The sequence below is a fragment of the Cryobacterium cryoconiti genome, assembly GCF_004403065.1.
GTDB lineage: Bacteria > Actinomycetota > Actinomycetes > Actinomycetales > Microbacteriaceae > Cryobacterium > Cryobacterium cryoconiti.
The window spans coordinates 72,836-94,238 of sequence record NZ_SOHA01000020.1 but is presented as its reverse complement, the minus strand read 5'-3'; the positions used below and the strand labels follow the sequence as shown (position 1 = coordinate 94,238).

Annotated in this window: 18 protein-coding genes and 1 tRNA gene; 7 read left to right on the top strand and 12 right to left on the bottom strand. The window is 67.4% G+C overall.

All coding sequences use genetic code 11. The features are described 5' to 3' along the window. Positions 1 to 24: 24 nt before the first annotated feature. The 4 genes from E3T49_RS07705 to E3T49_RS07690 all read right to left on the bottom strand — a co-directional run bounded on the left by E3T49_RS07705 (position 25) and on the right by E3T49_RS07690 (position 4,871). Positions 25 to 1,530 carry an APC family permease gene (locus tag E3T49_RS07705; protein WP_134424379.1) on the bottom strand — a complete coding sequence of 502 codons (1,506 nt, stop codon included), beginning with the start codon at positions 1,528 to 1,530 and terminating at the stop codon, positions 25 to 27. A gap of 99 nt (positions 1,531 to 1,629) precedes the next feature. Next, positions 1,630 to 3,075: an aldehyde dehydrogenase family protein gene (locus tag E3T49_RS07700; RefSeq protein WP_134424378.1), complete on the bottom strand. Its 1,446-nt coding sequence runs from the start codon at positions 3,073 to 3,075 to the stop codon at positions 1,630 to 1,632. Positions 3,076 to 3,202: 127 nt separating this feature from the next. After that, on the bottom strand, positions 3,203 to 4,162 hold the full coding sequence (locus tag E3T49_RS07695; RefSeq protein ID WP_134424402.1) for an AraC-like ligand-binding domain-containing protein: 960 nt from the start codon (positions 4,160 to 4,162) through the stop codon (positions 3,203 to 3,205). Positions 4,163 to 4,274: 112 nt separating this feature from the next. Next, complete coding sequence (locus E3T49_RS07690) at positions 4,275 to 4,871, bottom strand: TetR/AcrR family transcriptional regulator (RefSeq protein ID WP_134424377.1); 597 nt, start codon at positions 4,869 to 4,871, stop codon at positions 4,275 to 4,277. Between the two features lie 139 nt (positions 4,872 to 5,010). On the opposite strand from E3T49_RS07690, the gene E3T49_RS07685 reads away from it, so the two are divergent. From E3T49_RS07685 to E3T49_RS16525, 3 genes are all read left to right on the top strand, one after another. Beyond that, a complete protein-coding gene (locus E3T49_RS07685) occupies positions 5,011 to 6,927 on the top strand; it encodes a primary-amine oxidase (RefSeq protein ID WP_134424376.1) in 1,917 nt (638 codons plus the stop codon). Positions 6,928 to 7,064: 137 nt separating this feature from the next. After that, on the top strand, positions 7,065 to 8,384 hold the full coding sequence (locus tag E3T49_RS07680) for a DUF445 domain-containing protein (RefSeq protein ID WP_134424375.1): 1,320 nt from the start codon (positions 7,065 to 7,067) through the stop codon (positions 8,382 to 8,384). A gap of 109 nt (positions 8,385 to 8,493) precedes the next feature. Then, positions 8,494 to 9,723, top strand: a complete 1,230-nt coding sequence (locus E3T49_RS16525) for a GAF domain-containing protein (RefSeq protein WP_134424374.1) — start codon at positions 8,494 to 8,496, stop codon at positions 9,721 to 9,723. An 18-nt stretch (positions 9,724 to 9,741) separates the two neighbouring features. Here E3T49_RS16525 and E3T49_RS07670 read toward each other — a convergent pair whose 3' ends face one another. Together E3T49_RS07670 and E3T49_RS07665 are read right to left on the bottom strand one after the other, a co-directional pair. Next, positions 9,742 to 10,182 carry a transferase gene (locus E3T49_RS07670; protein WP_241972704.1) on the bottom strand — a complete coding sequence of 147 codons (441 nt, stop codon included), beginning with the start codon at positions 10,180 to 10,182 and terminating at the stop codon, positions 9,742 to 9,744. A gap of 205 nt (positions 10,183 to 10,387) precedes the next feature. Then, positions 10,388 to 10,460, bottom strand: a tRNA-Lys gene (locus tag E3T49_RS07665). Between the two features lie 131 nt (positions 10,461 to 10,591). On the opposite strand from E3T49_RS07665, the gene E3T49_RS07660 reads away from it, so the two are divergent. The 4 genes from E3T49_RS07660 (at position 10,592) to E3T49_RS07645 (ending at position 13,958) form a co-directional block, all read left to right on the top strand. Then, a complete protein-coding gene (locus E3T49_RS07660) occupies positions 10,592 to 11,221 on the top strand; it encodes a DNA-directed RNA polymerase subunit beta (protein WP_134424373.1) in 630 nt (209 codons plus the stop codon). Between the two features lie 292 nt (positions 11,222 to 11,513). Beyond that, positions 11,514 to 12,098 (top strand): ECF RNA polymerase sigma factor SigK, encoded by a 585-nt coding sequence (gene sigK / locus E3T49_RS07655; protein WP_241972703.1) that lies wholly within the window; start codon positions 11,514 to 11,516, stop codon positions 12,096 to 12,098. Next, complete coding sequence (locus E3T49_RS07650) at positions 12,095 to 13,003, top strand: anti-sigma factor (protein WP_134424371.1); 909 nt, start codon at positions 12,095 to 12,097, stop codon at positions 13,001 to 13,003. Before sigK ends, E3T49_RS07650 begins: the two co-directional genes overlap by 4 nt. Before the next feature lie 52 nt (positions 13,004 to 13,055). Further along, on the top strand, positions 13,056 to 13,958 hold the full coding sequence (locus E3T49_RS07645; protein WP_134424370.1) for an aminodeoxychorismate lyase: 903 nt from the start codon (positions 13,056 to 13,058) through the stop codon (positions 13,956 to 13,958). Between the two features lie 35 nt (positions 13,959 to 13,993). On the opposite strand, the gene pstB is transcribed toward E3T49_RS07645, so the two are convergent. The 6 genes from pstB to E3T49_RS07615 form a co-directional block, all read right to left on the bottom strand. After that, complete coding sequence (gene pstB, locus E3T49_RS07640; RefSeq protein WP_134424369.1) at positions 13,994 to 14,773, bottom strand: phosphate ABC transporter ATP-binding protein PstB; 780 nt, start codon at positions 14,771 to 14,773, stop codon at positions 13,994 to 13,996. 42 nt (positions 14,774 to 14,815) lie between these two features. Beyond that, on the bottom strand, positions 14,816 to 15,910 hold the full coding sequence (gene pstA / locus E3T49_RS07635; RefSeq protein ID WP_134424368.1) for a phosphate ABC transporter permease PstA: 1,095 nt from the start codon (positions 15,908 to 15,910) through the stop codon (positions 14,816 to 14,818). Further along, entirely contained in the window at positions 15,910 to 16,854 is a 945-nt protein-coding gene (gene pstC, locus E3T49_RS07630; protein ID WP_134424367.1) for a phosphate ABC transporter permease subunit PstC, read from the bottom strand. The genes pstA and pstC overlap by 1 nt, the downstream gene beginning before the upstream one ends. Positions 16,855 to 16,998: 144 nt before the next feature. Beyond that, entirely contained in the window at positions 16,999 to 18,087 is a 1,089-nt protein-coding gene (pstS, locus tag E3T49_RS07625; RefSeq protein ID WP_134424366.1) for a phosphate ABC transporter substrate-binding protein PstS, read from the bottom strand. 176 nt (positions 18,088 to 18,263) lie between these two features. Next, entirely contained in the window at positions 18,264 to 19,202 is a 939-nt protein-coding gene (locus E3T49_RS07620; RefSeq protein ID WP_134424365.1) for an NUDIX hydrolase, read from the bottom strand. Further along, positions 19,199 to 21,373, bottom strand: a complete 2,175-nt coding sequence (locus E3T49_RS07615) for an RNA degradosome polyphosphate kinase (protein ID WP_134424364.1) — start codon at positions 21,371 to 21,373, stop codon at positions 19,199 to 19,201. The genes E3T49_RS07620 and E3T49_RS07615 overlap by 4 nt, the downstream gene beginning before the upstream one ends. Positions 21,374 to 21,403 lie beyond the last annotated feature (30 nt).

Sequence of the window (21,403 nt, the reverse complement as noted above, 5' to 3'; positions counted from 1 at the left end):
TCCAGGTCGGTGCGGCCGGCCCGGTTACGAGAGGACGTCCCTGACCAGGTCCTCGTTCTCCGTCTTCGACAACAGCGAGTGCAGGTACCCGGCCAGCAGCACCACGAACGGCAGGAAGACCAGCACCCAGCCGATCGGGCTCAGGCCCCAGGGAGTCACCGTGGGGTCGACATCCGCGGCCACCGTTCCGGCGAGGAGCCCGAAACGGCTCATCAGCAGGTACTCGCCGAGGACGAGCCCGATGGTCGCCAGCACGGGGGCGATCACGGTCTGGAAGGCATTCTCGTGCCCCGCGTTCCGGCGGAAGAATGCGACGACCGCCACGCAGACGAGAATCTCGATCAGCACGATCGCCACGACGGCCAGGCCGCTGAACCAGTAGAACAGGTTGAGCACCGGGTCCAGTCGGAAGACCGCGAAGGCCGCGATGACGACACCCGTGAGCACTGAGGTCGCGAGGGAAGCGGTGCTTGGAGCGCCGCGGCCGTTCACGTGGCTGAGCTTCCGGGGAAGTGCCCCGCCGCGGCCGAGAGCGAACAGGTACCGGCTTGCGGCGTTCTGGAACGCGAGCAGCCCGGCGAACAGACTGGAGAGCACCAGGATGCCCATCACGGTCGCCATCCACGGGCCCACGTACTGGGTCGCCAGGGAGAAGAGCACAGCGGCCGGGTCGGCGAGGGGGACCCCGTCGAGTGTCGACAGTTCCACGGTCTTCTCGACCACCGACGACGCGCCCATCCCGGTGACCATGGCAAACGCCGTCAGCGCGAACAGCACCGTGATCACTGCGACCGCGAGGTACGTCGCCCGGGGGACCACGGTCTTCGGGTCTTTCGATTCCTCGCCATAGATCGCGGTGGCCTCGAACCCGATGAACGACGCGAACGCGAACGCGAAGGCGATCCCGGCCGAGCCGGCAAGCCCGCCGGCGAGGATCGCGGCCGGGTTGAACGACGCCCAGAGGTTGACGCCCTCCGGTCCGCCGTCCGCGAGGATCGCGACCGAGGTGACCACAAGGGCCAGCAGCTCGAGCAGCATCAGCACCCCGAGAACCTTGGCTCCGACCTCCACGCTCAGCAGCGAGAGCAGAGTGACGGCAGCCCAGGCGACGAGCGACCAGGCCCACCAGGGCAGCAGGCCGACCTGAGCGCCGAGGAGTCCGCCGAAGAACCCGTAGATGGCCAGCTGGATGGCGAGGTAGGCCAGGATCGAGACGAAGGCCGATGCGCTGCCCAGGTGTCGGCCGAGCCCCCGGCCGATGTAGGCGAAGAACGCCCCGGCGTTGGTGACCCGCTGACTCATCGCGGCGTAGCCCACGCTGAACAGGAGCAGGGTGAGGCCCACCACGAGGTACGCGCCCGGGGCGGCGGCGCCGTTGCCGAGAACGATCGCGACCGGCACCGCGCCGGTCATGCCGACGAGCGGTGCGGCGGCGGCGACCACGAAGAAGACGATGCCGATCACGCCGAGGCGGCCCGTGTGCAGGGTGGACTGGGAGTCGGACTGAGGGGTACTGCGGGTAGTCGTCATGGGTTTACTCCTCGATGAGTTGACGATGGCAGGAAGAGACGGTTGAGGGGTGAAACGGAGGCCGGGGGCGGGCGAACGGATGCCACCCCGCCCGAGTGCCTAGTTGCCGTAGTGCATCCAGACGCCCTTGACCTGCGTGTACGCGTCGATCGAATACGGGCCCATCTCGTTGCCCCAGCCGCTGGTCTTGAACCCGCCCCACGGCGCGGCCATGTCCGGCACCGGCGGCATGTTCACGAAGATCGCCCCGGCACGGATGCCGTTCGCCAGGCGGTGCGCCTTTTCGAGGTCCTTCGTCCAGACGGTGGCCGCGAGTCCGTAGTCGGTGTCGTTGGCCCGGTTGATGAGATCCTGCAGGTCGTCGTCGTCGTCGTAGGACATGATCGAGAGCACCGGTCCGAAGACCTCGTCGGTTGCGATGGCCATGTCGTCGCGCACACCGGCGAACACGGTCGGCTGGAAGAAATAGCCGACATCGCCGGAGCGGGATCCGCCGGTCACGAGTTCCGCACCCTCGGCCCGGCCGACCGTGACCATCCGTTCCACGTGGTCGAGGTGTCGCTGCGAGACCAGCGGGCCCAGCTGGGTGGCCGGGTCCATCCCGGCGCCGAGCTTCATACCCGAGACCCCGGCTGCCATCTTTTCGACGAACTCGGCCTCGCGCTTCTTATTCACGTAGAACCGGGTGTAGGCGGCGCAAACCTGCCCGGAATTGAGCATGCCGCCGGCCAGGTTGCCACCGACGGCCGCGTCGATGTCGGCGTCCGCTGTGATGATCGAGGGAGCCTTGCCGCCCAGCTCGAGGGTGATCTTCTTGAGGTTCGAGGCGGCCGAGCCGGCCACGATGGAGCGGCCGACGGCGGTGGAACCGGTGAACGACACCTTGTCCACGTGCGGGTGATCCACCAGAGCCTGGCCGGTGCTGCCGTCGCCCGTGACGAGGTTGACCACGCCCGCCGGGAAGCCGGCCTCGGCAGCCAGCTCGACCAGACGGATGGCCGTCAGCGGGGTCTGCTCGGCCGGTTTGATCACCACGGTGTTGCCCGTGGCCAGGGCCGGGGCGAGTTTCCAGGCCAGGATCATCAAGGGGAAGTTCCACGGTGTGATCAGGGCGCAGACGCCGATTGGTTCGCGTCGCGTGTAGTGGTGGGTGTCGGGGAACGAGATCGGGGAGGTGCGCCCCTCGATCTTGGTGACCCAGCCTGCGTAGTAGCGGAAGTGCTCGGCCGCGCCGGCCACGGAGATTGTGCGGGACACGCCGAGCGGCTGGCCCTGGTCGCGGGTCTCCAGTTCGGCCAGCTCGTCGGCGTGTGCCTCGATCAGGTCCGCGAGCCGGAACAGGAGCCGCGCCCTGGCCACCGGGAGCAGGTCACGCCACGCGGTGCTGTTGAAGGCGGCCCGGGCCGCGTCGACGGCGGCGTCGACGTCAACAGTGCTCGCGAAGCCGACGTCGTCGAGGATCTCCTCGGTCGCCGGGTTCAGGGTGGCGATCGATCCGCCCGTCGCGCTGGTCCACTCGCCGTTGATGAATAGCTTCGTTGTCATGGGTGCTCCTCGTTGAGCGGCTCCGCCTGTGGAAGCCAGTGCCACGACTCTCGCCGAGCATCGGGCCGCAGACTTGTCTTTCCACGAACGGAACTTGCCGGAGCGCGACGGCTCTCGAGGCGTTCCCTCAGCCTCGCCGGTAGGTGCTGGGTGGTTCGCCGAACGCCGTGCGGAAGATCCGGCTGAAGTGGGCAGGGTCGAGAAAACCCCAGCGAGCGGAGATCACGCCGACCGACCGGTCCGTGAGGATGGGGTCGCGCAGGTCTCGGCGGCAACGTTCGAGCCGGCGGGCGCGGATCCAGGTGGAGACCGTCGTGTCGGCCTCGTGGAACACCTTGTGCAGCTGGCGGGTGGAGATGAAATGTGCGGCGGCGATGCCGGCCGGGGAGAGGGCCGGGTCGCCCAGTTCGGCCTCGATGTACTGACGGATGCTGGTGAGCAGGTCCCCGTGCGTGCCGGCCACGGGTTCGCGGCGGATGCTCAGCTCGCTCTCGAACATCGTGGCGATCAGATCGACCGCGTTGTAGGCCAGCCGGTGCCCGGTCGTGCCGGACAGTGCGTCGAGGTTCTCGGCGAGCTGCACCATGAACGGGCTGATCATCCGGCCGAGCCCCGCGTCCCCTGCCATCCGCCTCGCGGTGAGCTGGCCCACGGATTCGGCGGGCAGGTCGAGGGCCTCGTGGGGGAACATCAGCACGAGGGTGCGGAAATCCTGCTCGAATGCGAGGGTGTACGGGCGGTGCGTGTCGTAGACGGCCAGGTCTCCGGGGCGCAGGGTGGCTTCCCGGTTGTCCTGGATCAGGATGCCGTGGCCGGAGAGCTGCAGATTGAGCTTGAAATAGTGCCGGTCCGACCGGGCGATGAGGGCGGGGGTGCGCAGCACCTGGTGTCCGTTGGCGGTGACCTCGACGATGGAGAGCTCGTCGAGCACACGGGATCGCAGCGTTCCCCGGAAGTCAATCGCATCCGAACGCACTTCCAGCGGAACGAAGGAGTCAGAGACCAACGTGCGCCACTCGGCGAACGTGTCCGCCTGCGCACACTGCACCGGGTCGCCGCCGCCGGGCGGGGCAGGTACGGTCGTCAGAGTCACGGGTAGCTCCTTTGCCAGCGTGAACACCACACATTGCAAGTAATTTAGCTCAGCCGTGCAGCATTGTCACGGGTTTTTCCACGTTCGTCGAAAAATGCGTGGAGGCTCAGCTGCCGTCGGCTATCAGGCCGAGGCAGGCATCCAGCTGGGCCACAAGCCGGTCCGCGGAGTTTTCGATCGGGGACAGCACCGCGGTGATCTGGGTGCCGAGAACGAAATTCATCAAAAGCCCCGCGAGGTCCTCGTGGGGAGTGGCGGTGCCCAGTTCGCCGGCGGCGCCGGCCTCCCGGAGGTGCTCGCACATGGTGTCGCGCCACTTCAACATCGCAGCCGCGTGCAGCTCGGCCTTGGCGGGATCCGTCAGCGCCTTCTGCCAGAACGGGATGACGATGCGGGCCTCACTGACCCGGATGTCGTCCAGCGGCAGGATTTCCAGACAATAGGCCCGGAGCGCGCTGAGTCCGGACCGGCCGACTGTGGCATCGGTCATGCGGCGGCCGGTCTGGCTGAAGACGTGGCTGAACGCGAAGGCGAGCAGGTCGTCCTTGCTCGGGAAATACGGTTTCAGGGCGCCGTTGGCGAAGCCGGCCTCGGCGGCGATGTCACGCATCGTCGCACCCTCGATGCCGTGGCGGGCGATGATCCGCCAGGTTGCCTCGACGAGTTCGACTCGGCGCTGATCGTGGTCGACGACCTTCGGCATGATGCCCTCCCGCTGAAAAGTCGGCTGAATAAACCCCTTGCCAGTGAGCTTAGTGACCGCCTATGGTTCTACAACTATAGAAAAAAGATTTCGGCCGGGGCATCGCGTCTGCCCTCCCGCAGCCCCGGAAAGGGGAATCATGACTTCCGTTTCGCTCGCCGTCACCGCCGCCTACGCCCTCGCTACGGACAGCGAGATTCTTGCTGTGCGCGGCATCCTGACCCAAGCCGGTCTGCTCGGGGACAGCATCCGGGTTGCCTATCTCGGGCTGCTCGATCCGCCGCGTGGTGCGGCGGCCGAAGCCGACCGCAGGTTCCGGGTGTTCCTGCACGACGTGTCCGGGTGCACCGCGCCGCGGGATGTCACGGTGTCGGCGACCCGGCAGATCGTCGAGTCCGTGGTCGTGCTGGACACCGCCGAGACCGGTGAACTACCCGTGCTGGAGGAGGAATTCGCTGCGGTCGAAGAGCTCCTCACCCACGACGACCGCTGGTTGAGTGCCCTCGCCGACCGAGGCCTCGATGTGGCGAACGTGCGCGTGGCGCCGCTGTCGGCGGGAGTCTTCGAGTACCCGGAGGAGAAGGGCCGCCGTATCCTGCGCGGTCTCGCCTTTGTGCAGAATTTCCCGGAGGACAGCGCCTGGGCTCACCCCATCGACGGGCTCGTCGCCTACGTGGACATCGTGAGCAGAACCGTGGACCAGGTGATCGACTTCGGTGTGGTGCCGATTCCGGCCGAGCACGGCAACTACACGGATCCCACTCTGACCGGGCCGTTGCGCCAGACGCTCAAACCGATCGAGATCACGCAGCCGGAGGGCCCGAGTTTCACCGTGACCGGTGGCAACCACGTGGAGTGGGAGAAATGGAGCCTGGACGTCGGCTTCGACGTGCGGGAAGGCGTCGTGCTGCACAACATCGGCTTCGACGACAACGGCACGCGCCGCTCCATCATCAACCGGGCCTCGATCGCGGAGATGGTCGTGCCCTATGGAGACCCGGCCCCGGTGCGGTCGTGGCAGAACTATTTCGACACGGGAGAGTACCTGGTCGGGCAATACGCCAATTCGCTCGAGCTGGGCTGCGACTGCCTCGGTGAGATCACCTACCTGAGCCCGGTCATCACGGACGGTTTCGGCAACCCCCGCACGATTAAAAACGGCATCTGCATGCACGAGGAGGACTGGAGCATCCTCGCCAAGCACAGCGATCTCTGGTCGGGGATCGAATACACGCGGCGCAACCGCCGGCTGGTGATCTCCTTCTTCACCACCGTGGGCAACTACGACTACGGCTTCTACTGGTACCTCTACCTCGACGGCACGATCGAGTTCGAGGCCAAGGCCACCGGCGTCGTGTTCACGAGCGCCTTCCCCGGCAAGGGTTACCCGTACGCGTCGGAGTTGGCCCCGGGGCTGGGAGCACCGTTCCACCAGCACCTCTTCAGCGCACGGCTGGACATGGCCCTCGACGGCAACACCAACCGGGTCGAGGAGGAGCAGGCCGTGCGCGTTCCGATGGGCCCCGGCAATGAACGCGGCAACGCTTTCACCCGCAAGCGCACGCTGCTGACCCGCGAATCCAACGGGGTGCGTGAGGCCGATATGCGCAGTGGGCGTACCTGGCTCGTGTCCAACCCGAAGGTGCTCAACCGGCTCGGAGAACCGGTCGGCTACAAGCTTTATCCGGAGGGGCAGCCGACGTTGCTCGCCGATGAGAACTCGTCCGTGGCTCGCCGGGCGGCCTTCGCGACCAAGGATTTGTGGGTGACCCGGTACGCGGAGGAGGAACGCTACCCGACCGGCGATTTCGTCAACCAGCACGCGGGCGGAGCCGGCTTGCCGACCTATATCGAAGCCGACCGTGATATCGACGGCCAGGACATCGTGCTCTGGCACACGTTCGGCCTCACCCACTATCCACGGATCGAGGACTGGCCGATCATGCCGGTGGACACCGCCGGATTCAAGCTGAAGCCCGACGGTTTCTTCGACCGCAGCCCGGTGCTCGACGTGCCGCCGTCCACGCCCGTTGACGAGGGCCACTGCCACTGCTGACCCTGCGCTGACGACCCCGGCCGGGCATCTGTTTCTCAGTCGGACAACTGTTGCCGCCGCGGCGGCAACAGTTGTCCGACTGAGCGACACTCGTCCTCAGGTTTCGCTCGGCGGCCGTCATCGGGCAGTCTGGGAAGATGGCCGAGAATCTGAGGCAGAACCTGACCGACACCGTTCCGCGGGGAGCAGCACCCCGGGCCCCCTTGAGCCCGCAGGACGCTGAGCGTCTCAGGGCCCTGATCGGAATGAAGCGGCTCGCCCTCGGTCTGCTGCTGCTGATGGCCGTGGTGTTCGCCACCGCGTTCGCCCTGCAGGAGAGCTATCCCTGGCTGCAGTACGTGCGCGCGGCGGCCGAGGGCGGCATGGTCGGCGCCATCGCGGACTGGTTCGCCGTGACGGCCCTGTTCCGTTACCCGCTCGGACTGCGAATCCCGCACACGAACATCATCGCCGGCCGCAAGGACGAGATCGGGGCGAGTCTGGGCGAATTCGTCGAGACGAACTTCCTCTCCGAAACCGTGATCCGCGGCAAGCTCGAGTCGATCGGTGTCTCCAGGCGGCTCGGTGCGTGGCTCTCCGAGGAGGAGAACGCCCGCCGGCTCACCGATGAGGTCGCGGTGGCAGGGTCGGGGCTGCTCAACCTGCTCAGTGACAACGCCATCCAGGACCTGATCGAGACGGTGGCGCGCGAAAACCTGCTGAAACCCGAGTGGGGACCGCCCATCGGGCGGGTGGGGGAGCGGCTGGTCGAGTCAGGGCAGCAGCACGCCGCCGTCGACCTGCTGCTGGAGCGGGCCGAGGGCTGGTTGCTGGCGCATCCGGAGGCCTTCGGGCGGGCCGTGTCCCAGCGGCTGCCGAGCTGGATGCCCGGCTTCGTCGACAAGCTCGTCGACGACAAGGCGCACCGGGAGGTGCTCGCCTTCATGGCCACCGTGCGAGCGGATGCCGCGCACCCGCTCCGCCAGGCCATCGACCGCTACCTCGGCGAGCTGGCGCACGACCTGCAGCACGAGCCCGAGATGATCTCGCGCGTGGAAGGGCTCAAGCTCGAACTGCTCGACAGCGCCCGGCTGCGCGAGTTCGCGAGCGAGACCTGGGAGGCGGTCAAGCTCTCCCTCGTGGCGGCGCTGGCCGATCCCGAGAGCGGGCTGCGCACCGGCATCCGTTCAACCGTGATGGAGGTCGGCGGGCGGCTGATCAGCGACCCTGCCCTGGGCGCGCGTATCGACCGCTGGCTGGCCGACACGGCCAGCTACATCGTGCGGCGCTACCGGCATGAGATCGCCGGGGTGATCACCGAAACCGTCGCCCGCTGGGATGCCGCCGAGACAAGCGAGAAGATCGAACTGCAGGTCGGCAAGGACCTCCAGTTCATTCGGATCAACGGCACCGTCGTCGGAGCACTGGCCGGCCTCCTCATCTTTGTGGCCGCCCAGGCTGTCGTCTCCCTCGTCTAGGGGGGGCGTTCACGCGAATCCCGGATGGGGTTTGCCCGCGCGCACCCCGGATGGGGGATAATTGAGCTTTGGTCGATACACCCTGGTGTCCGAGCAGCAAGGGGCGTCAGTGCAGGAAGTCATACGGTGGCTGCTGGCCCCCGGCATGCGCGCCTGGGCCGCGGCATCCGAACGCGGCTTCGGCGCGATCCCGGTGCCCACGGATGCCCCGCAGGCGCATTCCGCAGGAATCGACTCCGACCGGGTGCTCATCTTCGGCTCCGGGCTGGCAATCGGCCGCGGGGTGGTGAGCCACAACCTGGCTCTGCCTGGTTCGCTTGCGCGTGCGCTGTCGGCACAGACCGGGCGCGGAGTCGACGTCGACCTCATCGCGAACCCGCGGATGACCGTCGGTTCCGCCGTCGCCGATTTGACGGGGGTGAGGCTGTCCCGTTACGACGCCATCGTGGTGTTCCTGGGGGTGAACGACGCCCTCAATCTGACGCCCACCGGGGTGTGGCGGAGCGAATTGGCGAACCTGTTCCGCTTCCTGGAGGGTTCGTCGTCGCGCAGTACCCGGATCATCGTGTCGGGAATCCAGCCCATCCGGTCGATTCCGGTCTTCGACTCGAGGCTCGGCACGGTGGCGGACAGCCATGCCCGGCTCCTGAATCGGGTGACGGAGCGTCTCTGCGCCGCCGCCGACCGGGTCACCTTTGTTCCGTCCATCGCTGCGCCCACGCCGCCGCCGGGCCGGTACCGGTCCGCAGAGACGTATGCGCACTGCGCTGAGGCGCTGGCTGCGCGGATGTCCCCGCTCCTCGCCGCCGACCGGGTCTCGACCCATGATGCGGAGCCGGCGCCGTCCGACGAACAGGCTCAGGCGAAAGAGGTGCGTCGCCAGCGAGCGGTCGATCGGCTCGGTATCCTCGACACCCCGGCGGAGGAACGGTTCGACCGCATCGTGGCGCTCGCCAGCACGCTGTTCGGTACCCGCTCCGCCGCGCTCACGGTGATCGACCGGGACCGCCAGTGGCACAAGGCCCGTGTCGGCGTGGCGGAGCGGGAGTCGGCGCGGTCGTCGTCCTTCTGCGCCGTCACGATCCAGAGCACGTCCGCGATGGTGATCCCGGATGCGAGTCTGGACGACCGGTTCCGGGAGAACGCCCTGGTTCTGGCCGAGGGCGGCATCCGCTTCTATGCCGGGTTCCCGATCGAGTCGCCGTCCGGGGAGTTCATCGGCGCCCTCTGCGTCTTCGACCCGGAGCCGCGCGCTGCGGAAACCGTCGACCTCGTGCTGCTCCGCGAACTCGCACTGATGGTGCAGCGGGAACTCGGCGTTCCCCCGAACCTGGCCTAGATCTGGCGCCGCACGGGTCTACGCGGCGTGTTCGAGCCGGTCGGCTGCCGGCCGAGCGCGCGGCTGCGCCGGGCCGCGGGGCGCACCGATGACGGCGTTGTCCGGCACCCGTTCGTCGCGCTCGACCACCGCACCGGGGGTGATCGTCGCGGAGCGTCCGATCCGCACATAACTGCCGAGGCGGGCGGCGGTGCCGACCACCGCGTCTGCACCGATGTGCACGTTCTGGCCTACGAACACCCCGGCCCCGACCTCGGCGCCGTGGTCGATCCAGCTGCCGGGTCCGATCCATGTTTCCGGTCCGACGCGGGCACCGCTCTCCACATAGGCGGTTCGGGACACGAACGCGCCAGGGTGTACGCGTGCGCCGGGGGAGACCAGGCCGCACCCATGCGGGTGGCGCCGGTACCGTGAGACGACTCCGGCCTCGACTTCGACTTCCTCGTTCACTCTGCCCATGGCGACCTCCGTCTCCTGCTGCCGGCATCGGTCATGCCTGCTTCATCCCCGAAGTATGAAGGACAGACCCGAGCATCGCCCGAATCAACGCTGGACGCCCGCCGGGAGTCCAAGGGAGAGGTGCAGAGACGGCGGGAGGAGCCGTGGGCAGGCCCAGGCGTGACGACAGGCCACGGCCCGGGCGTGCACCGACTGTATTTCTGAGTGGGCCCCGTCGGGCTCGAACCGACGACCCAAGGATTAAAAGTCCTTTGCTCTACCAACTGAGCTAGAGGCCCGCGGTTAATAATGTACAGGGGATTCCGGATCGGTTTTTCTCGGTAGCGTGGGAGAGAGCCTTCCGAGCCAGCCGCGGATGCGCCCGCAGCGAACACCCGGTGAACCTCGCCGACGACCACAGGAGGATGCGATGGCCGAAAACTTCCACAAGCCGACCCAGTTCTCCGGCAGCAAATTCGAGTCCTTCCAGGGCGGTGAAGACCCCGCGGCGATCAGCCGGGTGGCGCACGAGACCGCCCAGGCCCTGCTCGCCCGGGTGCGCAGCGACCCGGACCCGGAGATCGTCGACCGGCTCGTGGCCTACACCGACGAGAACGGGATCGACGCCGTGGCCGAACTCTGGTCTCGGGCGACTCCGCGCAGCCTGCCGGGCGCGCTCTGGCGTCTCTACCTGATCCGGTTGCTCATCCGCCAGGATCCCGAGGGCACGTCCTTCCTCTACCAGCGCGGCACCGAGGTCACGCCGGCGATCGACCCGCTCATCGCCGGGGCGATGGTGCCCACCGGGACGACCGAGATCATCATCCTGGCCGACCAGATCCTGCGCGGGATCTTCACGGGAGACTTCGCCGTGGCCCTTGATCGCGCGGCCGCATTCTGCCGCGTCAGCTCGGTGGGGTGCACCAGCATCGCCGACGATCTGGAGACGACCGAGCCGGGCCGGTCCACCGAACTGACCCGCCGGGCGCTTCGGTTCTCGACCACAGCCCAGGAATTCGCCGCCTGCGCCCGGCTCTGGCGCAGCGAGTCGCTCGACTAGCACCGTGCCCGCGCAGCCCGACCGCAGCACCCGCGAACGGATGCCGACCGAGTCTGTGCGCGAAGGGCATCCGTGTCGTTTACACTGGATGCTGGTCGGGCCGCAGTAACCCCGGGCTCCAATATTCGCCGCTCTGAGCGGCCTCGCGCCGAGAGGCGTTCTGCGGCCCGGCCTTCACTTCGTCCGCGCTCGGGCCGGGCCCGTCACCGTGCCCCCGGTGGCACCAATCCGATCCGGCCGGCGCACCGAACTACGGCTATGGACCCGGACAAGACCTGACATGCTTGTTCTCATGAGTGCTGAATTCGATGTCGACCGGGAGTCGACCGTTCCTGCTTCCCAGGAGGAACTGCTGGGCCGGGTGGCTCAGGGCGATGAAGCCGCATTCGGGGAGCTGTACGACCGAATGGCCCCGCGCGTCCTGGGTCTGGTCCGGCGCCTGCTGGTCGACCCCGCGCAGTCGGAGGAGGTGGCCCAGGAGATCTTCCTGGAGATCTGGCAGACGGCCACGCGCTACGAAGCGCAGCGCGGCGGAGCATCGACCTGGATCCTGACCATGGCGCACCGCCGGGCGGTGGACCGGATCCGGTCGTCGCAGGCGAGCCGCGACCGCGACGTCAAAATCGGCATCCGTGATCTCGCGGTTGCCTACGACGAGGTGTCCGAGACGGTCGCCGTACGAATCGAGCACGAAAGGGTGGAGAAGGCGATGTCCAGATTGACGGAACTGCAACGCCAGGCGATCAGCCTCGCCTATTACGGCGGTCTCAGCCAGAGTGAAGTGGCGGAGCGGTTGCAGATCCCCCTCGGAACCGTGAAGACGAGGTTGAGAGACGGATTGATCCGTCTGCGCGACGAGATGGGAGTGGCGTCATGAGCGACAACACCCGCAACGACGACACCCACGGCGGTAGCGGGGACAACCCGGGCGAGCTCGCCGGTGCCTATGCCCTCAATGCGCTGGGCGCGGACGACGCCGCGGCCTACGAGGTGCACCTCGCGGCCTCCGAGCAGGCCCGCATCGAAGCGGCCGAGCTGAGCGACACCGCGGTGGCCCTGGGCCTCGCCGTCACCCCCGTACAGCCTTCGGCCGGGCTCAAGGCCTCCCTGATGGCCAGGCTCGCGTCCACACCGCAGCTGGCGCCGCTGACCGCACCCGAGGTCGCCCACCCGACCGAGCAGACTGCTCCCGCCGCCGATCAGAGCGCCGCTCCCGCCGCGCCGGTGGTGCCCGTCGTGGCGCCGTCACAGGCGTCGGCCGACGCCACGGATGCTTCCGCGCCCCCCCGCGGCGGTGCCGCCGAGCGTGCCCGCCTGCGCTGGTTCCAGCGTCCCGTCGGTGTGCTGGCGGCTGCGGCTGCCGCCGTCGCCCTGTTCGCGGGTGGCACCTTCGTCGGCCAGTCGCTGGAGTCCGACCAGTTCGAGCAGGACCAGGCCGCCGGCCTGGTGCAGATCACGGCGGCCGCGGACACGCAGCGTGCGACGGCGAGAACGGCCGACGGCCAGGAGGCAACCCTGGTCTGGTCCGAGCAGAGCGGACTGTCCGCCCTCCTGATCGACGACCTGCCGGCCCTGTCGGCCGACCAGGACTACCAGCTCTGGTACATCGGTGGTTCCGGTCCGGTTTCGGCGGGAACGTTCGACTCGTCCGGCACCGGCACCGTCTGGCGCGTGCTCGACGGCAGTCTCACCGCCGGCGACACGATCGGTGTCACGGTCGAACCGAAGGGCGGCTCGAAGCAGCCCACGAGCGACCCGATCGTGGCCATCCAGAGTTCCTGACCTGTTCCTGGTCGGGAACTGATTCCGCTCCGGAAATGACTAAGCTCGGAAAATGACTGCTCAGCCTCAGACGCTGCCCTTCACCCTGCTGATCGATCCGGTTGCCGCTGACTCACCGCGCACCCAGTTCGACGACACCTTCCGGGAGGTCGACTGGACCGCCCCGGCCCTGCGCGTCGGGGAGCTGAGCGCCCAGCGGGGTGACGGCGTCTTCGAGACCCTCGGCGTGGTCGGCGGCCATCCGCAGGCCGTGAAAGCGCATCTCGATCGTCTGGCTACCTCGTCCGCCATCTGCGAGCTGCCCGAACCGCACCTGGGTCAGTGGCACGCGGCGATCGCGCGGGCCACCCGGCGACTCCCTCAGCAGGGTGAAATCGTTCTCAAGCTCATTTACAGCCGTGGTGTCGATTCCGGCCCGGCTCCCACTGCGTGGCTGCACGCGACCATGGCCCCCGACTTCGGGGCCGTGCGGGAGTCCGGGATCCGTGCGGTCACCCTGGACAGGGGCTACCCGCACGGCCTTGCCGAACAGGCACCCTGGCTCCTGATGGGTGCCAAAACGCTCAGCTACGCGGTCAACATGGCCGCGCTCCGGGAGGCGCACCGCCGGGGCGCCGACGACGCGATCTTCCTCACGCACGACGGCTTCGTGCTGGAGGGACCCACCTCGACCGTGGTGCTGCGCACGGGAGGCGTGTTCGTCTCTCCCGTGCCGAGCGGGGCCATCCTGCACGGCACCACGCAGCAGAGCGTGTTCGAGCACCTGCAGGCGGCCGGGGAGCGCACGGAGTACCGCGACGTGACGGTCGACGAGCTGCGGGCGGCGGATGCCGTGTGGCTGCTGTCCAGCGTGCGCCTGGCCGTGCAGGTGACCGAACTCGACGGTCGGCCCCTGCCGGCCGTCCCCGAGCTGACCCGCGCCTTCAACGCCGCCCTGCTCGCCCGCACCGCCTGAGCCGCCGCCTCTCGCCGGCGTCGGCGGAGCCGGGCCTAGCCGAATCGACCGGAGACGTAGTCCTCGGTCGCCTGAATGCTCGGGTTGGAGAAGATCGTGGTCGTGTCGTCGTACTCGATCAGCTTGCCGGGCTTGCCGGTGCCGGCGATGTTGAAGAAGCCGGTGCGGTCCGAGACCCGGGAGGCCTGCTGCATGTTGTGCGTGACGATCACAATCGTGTAGTCGGCCTTCATCTCCTCGATCAGGTCCTCGATCGCCAGCGTGGAGATCGGGTCGAGAGCCGAGCAGGGCTCGTCCATCAGGATGACGTCGGGCTGCACGGCGATCGCCCGGGCGATGCAGAGCCGCTGCTGCTGCCCGCCGGAAAGGCTCGATCCGGGCTTGTCCAGGCGGTCCTTGACCTCGTTCCAGAGGTTCGCGCCCATCAGCGACTTCTCGATCAGGTCGTCGGCGTCGGACTTGGCCATCCGGCGGTTGTTGAGCTTCACACCGGCCAGCACGTTGTCGCCGATCGACATGGTGGGGAACGGGTTCGGGCGCTGGAAGACCATGCCCACCTGCCGGCGTACGAGCACCGGGTCGACGCCCGGGCCGTAGAGGTTGTTGCCGTCGATGAGTACCTCGCCCGTGACATACGCCCCGGGGATGACCTCGTGCATGCGGTTCAGCGTGCGCAGGAACGTTGACTTCCCGCATCCGCTGGGCCCGATCAGGGCTGTCACAGTGCGAGGCTCGATCACCAACGACACCTCTTCGACAGCGAGAAACTTGCTGTAGTAGACGTTGAGGTCGTTGACTTCAATGCGCTTGGACATGCATTCCTTTGGTTCAGACGGCCGGAGGCCGGGAGGTGGAGCCTAGCGGCCGAGCTTGGGAGAGAAGAGTTTTGCGATGATGCGCGCGCCGAGGTTCAGCAGCATCACGATCAGGATGAGCGTCAGGGCGCCGGCCCAGGCGCGGTCCAGGTAGGCCTGGGTGTCCGCGCCCTGGTTGGCGTACTGGGTGTACACGAAGACGGGCAGCGTCATCATCCGCTCGTTGAAGAGGTCGTAGTTCATGCTGGCCGTGAATCCGGAGATGATCAGCAGGGGTGCCGTCTCGCCGATCACGCGGGAGATCGAGATCATGATCCCGGTCACGATCCCGGCGAGGGATGTCGGCAGCACCACCTTGAGGATGGTCAGCCATTTCGGCACGCCGAGCGCGTAGGCAGCCTCGCGTAGCTCGTTGGGAACGAGTTTGAGCATTTCCTCGCTCGAGCGCACGACGACCGGGATCATCAACACCGTGAGGGCGACGGCGCCGCCGAACCCGAAGCGGATGCCGGGATCGTTGAACAGGAGGGAGAAGAGCGCGAAGGCGAAGAGTCCGGCGACGATCGAGGGGATCCCGGTCATGACGTCGACGAAGAACGTGATGGCCCGCGCGAGCCGTCCACGGCCGTATTCGGTGAGGTAGATCGCGCTCAGCAGGCCGATCGGAACGGAGATCAGTGTGGCCACACCGGTGATCAGCAGTGTTCCGATGACAGCGTGCAGTGCTCCGCCGCCCTCGCCGACGACGTTGCGCTGAGACTGGGTGAAGAAACTCGGGGTGAGGAACGCGGGCAGCCCGTTGACGAGGGTGGTGAACACGAGCGAGAACAGCGGCAGCAGGGCGACCACGAAGGCCACCGTGACCAGGGCCGTGACCAGACGGTCCTTGGCCTTGCGCACGCCCTCGACGAAGTACGAGAGCAGGTAGATGGCGATGCCGTAGACGATGGTGCCGAAGAAGAGCGTTCCGACGGCGTTGAAGCCCTCGGTGGCGCCGGAGAGCATCAGTACGAGGAAGAACGACCCGGTGACCAGCCAGCTGGCCAGGAGCACGGCGAGCGGCGAGTGCCGGGGAAGCTTGCCCGCGGTGAGGGAGTTCGTCAGGGGAGCGGCCGTGGCCGTCGTTGTCAGGCTCATCAGTTCGCTCCGGAGAAGGCCTTGCGGCGGTTGATGATGACGCGCGCGATCATGTTCACCACGAGCGTGATGACGAAGAGGATGAGGCCCGTCGCGAGCAGGATGTTGACGCCGACGCCGTTCGCCTCCGGAAAGTTCAAGGCGATGTTCGCGGCGATGGTGGTGGGGTTCTGCGAGGTGAGGAGCTGGAAGATCACGTCCCGACTCGGTGAGAGCACCATGGCGACGGCCATGGTCTCACCCAGGGCCCGCCCGAGGCCGAGCATCGAGGCGGAGATGATGCCCGCGCGCCCGAAGGGCAGCACGGCCATGGTGATCATTTCCCAGCGCGTGGCGCCGAGGGCCAGCGATGCCTCTTCGTAGAGCACGGGGGTCTGCAGGAAGATTTCGCGGGAGAGCGCGGTGATGATCGGCAGGACCATGACGGCGAGCACGATGGCGACCGTGAGAGTCGTGCGCCCGGTGCCGGAGACCGGGCCGGCGAACAGCGGGAACCAGCCGAACCACTCGACCAGGTTCGTGTAGAACGGCTGCACGAGTGGGGCGAGAACGCCGATGCCCCACAGGCCGAAGACCACGGAGGGCACGGCGGCGAGCAGGTCGATCAGGTAGCCGAGACCCTGCGCGAGTTTGCGGGGGGCATAGTGCGAGATGAAGAGCGCGATGCCGATGGCGATGGGCACGGCCATGAGCAGCGCGAGGAATGCCGCCCAGAGCGTGCCGAACGCGAGTGGCCCGACATACTGCCAGAAATTAGTGGCGTCGCCCTTGAACTCCTCCGGGTCGGCGATGAGGGCCGGCAGACTCTGCACCAGCAGGAAGACGGCGACGGCGGCGAGGATCGCCAGGATGAGGCTTCCCGACACGATCGTGCTCGTGGAGAAGATGCGGTCTCCGGGCCGTTCCTTGGCCTTGAGCGCGGGGCGCTCTGCTGCGGTCGTCATGCCGGGTAACTCCCTGGGAGGGTTGGGGCGAAAGCTGGAAAAGAGGGGTTCAGGACACGGGCCACAAACCCCAGTCTGCCCGACCCGGTGCTCGCAAGCGATGCGAGGCCCGGATCGGGCAGCTGAGAAGCGGTGATGCGGGTGTTACTTGATGGTCTCGAGAACCGCTGCGACCTTGTCCTGCAGGTCGGTCGTCATCGGAGCGGCTCCGGCGGATGCTTCGGCCTCGGCCTGGCCCTCGGCGCTGGTCATGTAGCCGACGTAGGCCTTGACGAGCTCCGCCTGGGCGGGGTCGGCGTATTCGGTGCAGACGATCGCGTAGCTGACGAGGACCAGCGGGTACTCGTCCGGGTTGGTGGTCGTGCGGTTCAGCTTGAACGCGAGGTCGTTGGCTTCGCGGCCCTCAACCAGGGGCGAACCGTCGACGACGGCGGCAGCGGCTTCGGCGCTGTAGGCGACGAACTCGTCACCGACCTTGAGCTTTGCGACCCCGAGGTCGCCGGCGCGCGACGCGTCGGCGTAGCCGATGGTGCCCACTCCGTTGGTGACGGCGTCGACGACACCCGAGGTACCCTGGGCACCCTCACCGGTCTGGAACGGGAACGTGTCGGAGGCCTTCTCGGTCCACACGTCCGGCGCGGTCTGGCCCAGGTAGTCCGCGAAGTTCTTCGTGGTACCCGAGTCGTCCGAACGGTGCACGGCGGTGATCGCGGTCGACGGGAGCGTGACGCCCTCGTTCAGGGCGACCAGGGCCGGGTCGTTCCAGGTGGTGATCGTACCGGCGAAGATCTTCGCCAGCGTGTCGGAGTCGACATTGAGCTCGTCGACCCCTTCGACGTTGAAGATCACGGCGATGGGGGAGATGTAGTTGGGGAGGTCGACCGCGGTGGTGTCCGCTGCGCAGGAACCGAAGGTGCCGGCCAGCTCTTCGTCGCTCAGGTAGGAGTCGGAGCCCGCGAAGTCGGAGCCACCGGCGATGAACGCCTCGCGACCCGCGCCGGAACCGGACGGGTCGTAGTTGATGGTCAGATCCGGGTTCGAGGTCTGGAAGGCGGCGATCCAGGCTTCCTGGGCGGCACCCTGTGCGGAGGACCCGCCGGCGTTGATCGTACCGGTGAGGGCGCTCGCGGAGTCAGTCTCCGGTGCGGCTCCTTCGTTCGCGGCGCAGGAAGACAGAGCAAGTGCGGCGACGACGGCGATGACCGCGGGTCGGCCAAAACGCGTGAAATTCACAGATATCCCTTTCGAGGGTTGACTTCAAAAAAAGTGACTGCAAGCTCGAGGCCGGTGCTGGCCTCGAATGGACCCTATTCGGCCCGGTTAACGACACCCCTGCAAAAAGGTTAACGGAAGGTGAACGCGGCGCGGCAGCCAAGGGATCACGGTCGGTTTCGCGCTGGAAAGCCTGATCAGAGCGCAGGAGAGTGTGTTTCGATCGCGACGATTCCCGCGCTTGGATTGTCGGCGGAGAGGTGCACCACCGAGAACGAACCGGTTTCGAGTGCCGCCGCGTCGGAGATGTACGCGCCGTGGGTGGTGCCGGTGGCAAGAGCGATCTCGCGCAGGATCTCGGGGAGGACCGGCCCATGGCTGCAGATCACGGCCGTTTTGCGCGACCGCACCCGCTTGCCGATGCCCGAGCGGACATCCGCCCGGCCCTGCTCGAACGCGTCCTGACTGTAGCGCTCGGTGCGCTTGATCTGGATGCCGGTGGCCGCCGCAAGCGGGGCCACGGTCGTCACGCAACGGGTCGCCGTGCTCGACACGATCCGCTGGGGCTGCCAGGCGGTGATCGTGGGCACGATGGCCGCGGCCTGCTTGACGCCGCGCTCAGACAAAGGCCGGCTGCAATCGGGGCCTTCCCACTGGCCCGGCTGCACGGCCTTGCCGTGACGGAGCGCGATCAGGGCGAAGGTGCGGGTGACGCCGGTGTCGACAAGCTTGGCGAAGGCGTCGATGATGTCCACGTCGGGGGTGTAGCTGAGGTAGGTGCGGGCCTTCTTGATGGTGACCCACTCGATCGCCGCGACCTCGCCGTTGGGAACGAAGGTCGAGTGCTGGATGGCCTCGGGCGTGATCTCCGCAGCCCAGTAGTGCACGATCTTCTCGCGGCCGTTGAGGAGCGAGTAGGCGGACATGCCCAGCGGCACGCCGAGGGCGACGGCCAGGCCGGTCTCCTCCTCGATCTCGCGCACGGCTGTCTGCGGCAGGGTTTCGCCGGGGTCGACCTTGCCCTTGGGGATGGTCACATCGCCGTACACGGTGCGGTGGATCAGAAGAACGTGGATCTTGCCGTCGATCGGGCGCCAGCAGACGGCGCCCGCGGCGTACACGGGTGGAACGCTCATCGGCGGCCGGTCGGGCGTTTACGAAGGGTGATTTGTTGCATGAGCCTGTCCTGCATATCGTCGAGCGGATGGCCGGAGCCGTCCAGGTGGTGGCGCGTCCATTCGCCCGAACTGTCCAGCCACCACGATGAGGTGCGGTCGTCCATGGCCCGGGTGAAGAGGGCGTCGATTTCGGTCAGGTGGTCGGGGGCGACGAGGCGTACCAGCGCCTCGACCCGGCGGTCGAGGTTGCGGTGCATCATGTCGGCGCTGCCGATGTAGACCTGGGGGTCGCCGCTGTTGTGGAACGAGAAGATCCGGGAGTGTTCCAGGTACCGCCCGAGAATCGAGCGCACCTTGATGGTCTCGCTCATCCCGGGGACCCCGGGCTTCAGGCTGCAGATGCCGCGCACCCAGATCTCGATCGGCACGCGCGCCTGGCTGGCCCGGTAGAGGGCGTCGATGATGGCCTCGTCGACCATCGAGTTCACCTTGATCCGGATGCCGGACGGCTTGCCGGCCCGGGCGGCCGCGGTTTCCGCCGCGATGCTCTTCAGCAGGCCGCGGCGCAGGTGCAACGGCGCCACGAGGAGACGCTTGAACTTCTTCTCGATCGCGTAGCCGGAGAGTTCGTTGAACAGGCGGGTGAGGTCCTTGCCGACCTGCGGGTCCGTTGTGAGCAGCCCGAGGTCCTCGTACAGCCGGCTGGTCTTGGGGTTGTAGTTGCCGGTGCCGATGTGGCTGTAGTGGCGCAGCACACCGTTCTCGTTGCGCACCACGAGGGCGAGCTTGCAGTGCGTCTTCAGGCCCACGAGACCGTAGACCACGTGCACACCGGCCTTCTCCAGCTTTCGAGCCCAGGTGATGTTCGCCTGCTCGTCGAAGCGGGCCTTGATCTCCACCAGGGCGAGCACCTGCTTGCCCGATTCGGCAGCCGCGATGAGCGCCTCGACGATGGGGCTGTCACCGGATGTGCGGTACAGCGTCTGCTTGATGGCGAGCACGTCAGGGTCGGCTGCGGCCTGCTCCAGGAATGCCTGCACGCTGGTCGCGAACGATTCGTACGGGTGGTGCAACAGGATGTCCTGGCGCGAGATGGCGCTGAAGATGTCCGGTTCCGCGTTCGGTTCCGGGGCCAGCAGCTGCACGGCCGTCGTCGGCACGTGCTTCACGTAGCGCAGGTCCGGCCGGTCGATCCGCAGGTCGAACAATCCGCCCAGGTCGAGCGGCGCCGGCAGCCGGTACACCTCCTGGTCGGTGACGTCGAGCTCGCGCACGAGCAGGCCGAGGGTGACCTCGTCCATGTCCTCGGTGATCTCGAGCCGGATGGGCGGGCCGAACCGGCGGCGCAGCAACTCCTTCTCGAGGGCCTTGATCAGGTTCTCGGTCTCGTCCTCTTCGATCTCGACGTCTTCGTTGCGGGTGACCCGGAAGATGTGGTGCTCGAGGATGTCCATGCCGGGGAAGAGATCGCCGAGGTGATTCGCGATCAGGTCCTCGAGCGTGATGAAGCGCACGCTGCTCGCCTCCTCGCGGCGGTCCACGCGCACGAAGCGGGGGAGCATGGTGGGCACCTTGAGCCGGGCGAACTCCTGCTTGCCGGTCTTGGAATTGCGCACCCGGACCGCGAGGTTGAGCGAGAGCCCGGAAATGTAGGGGAACGGATGCACCGGGTCCACGGCCAGGGGCATCAGCACGGGGAAGATCTGATTCGAGAAGTAGTCGCGCAGCGAACGGCGGTCGGCGTCGTCCAGGGTGTCCCACTGAACGATGTCGATCCCGGCGCCGGCGAGGGCCGGGATGACGAGGTCCTGGAAGGCGCGCGCGTGCCGCGCCTGCAGAACGTGGGCCATGGCGGAGATGTCCGAGAGGGCGTCCTGCGGGGCGCGGCCGATGTTCGTCGGCACCGCCAGCCCGGTGAGGATGCGACGCTTGAGGCCCGCGACGCGCACCATGAAGAACTCGTCCAGGTTGCTGGCGAAGATGGCGAGGAAGTTCGCCCGTTCGAGCACCGGCAGATCCGGATCCTCCGCCAGCTCGAGCACCCGCTGGTTGAAGGCCAGCCAGCTCAGCTCACGATCGAGGTAGCGCTCGGTGGGGAGCGCTGGATCGTCCTCGCCGATCAGTGGATCGAAATCATCGTCAAAGTCGCTGCCCAGTCCCGAGTCGGTCTGGATGTTGTCGCCGTCCATTCGTCCATCTTGACACTGCCGACCGCGCGA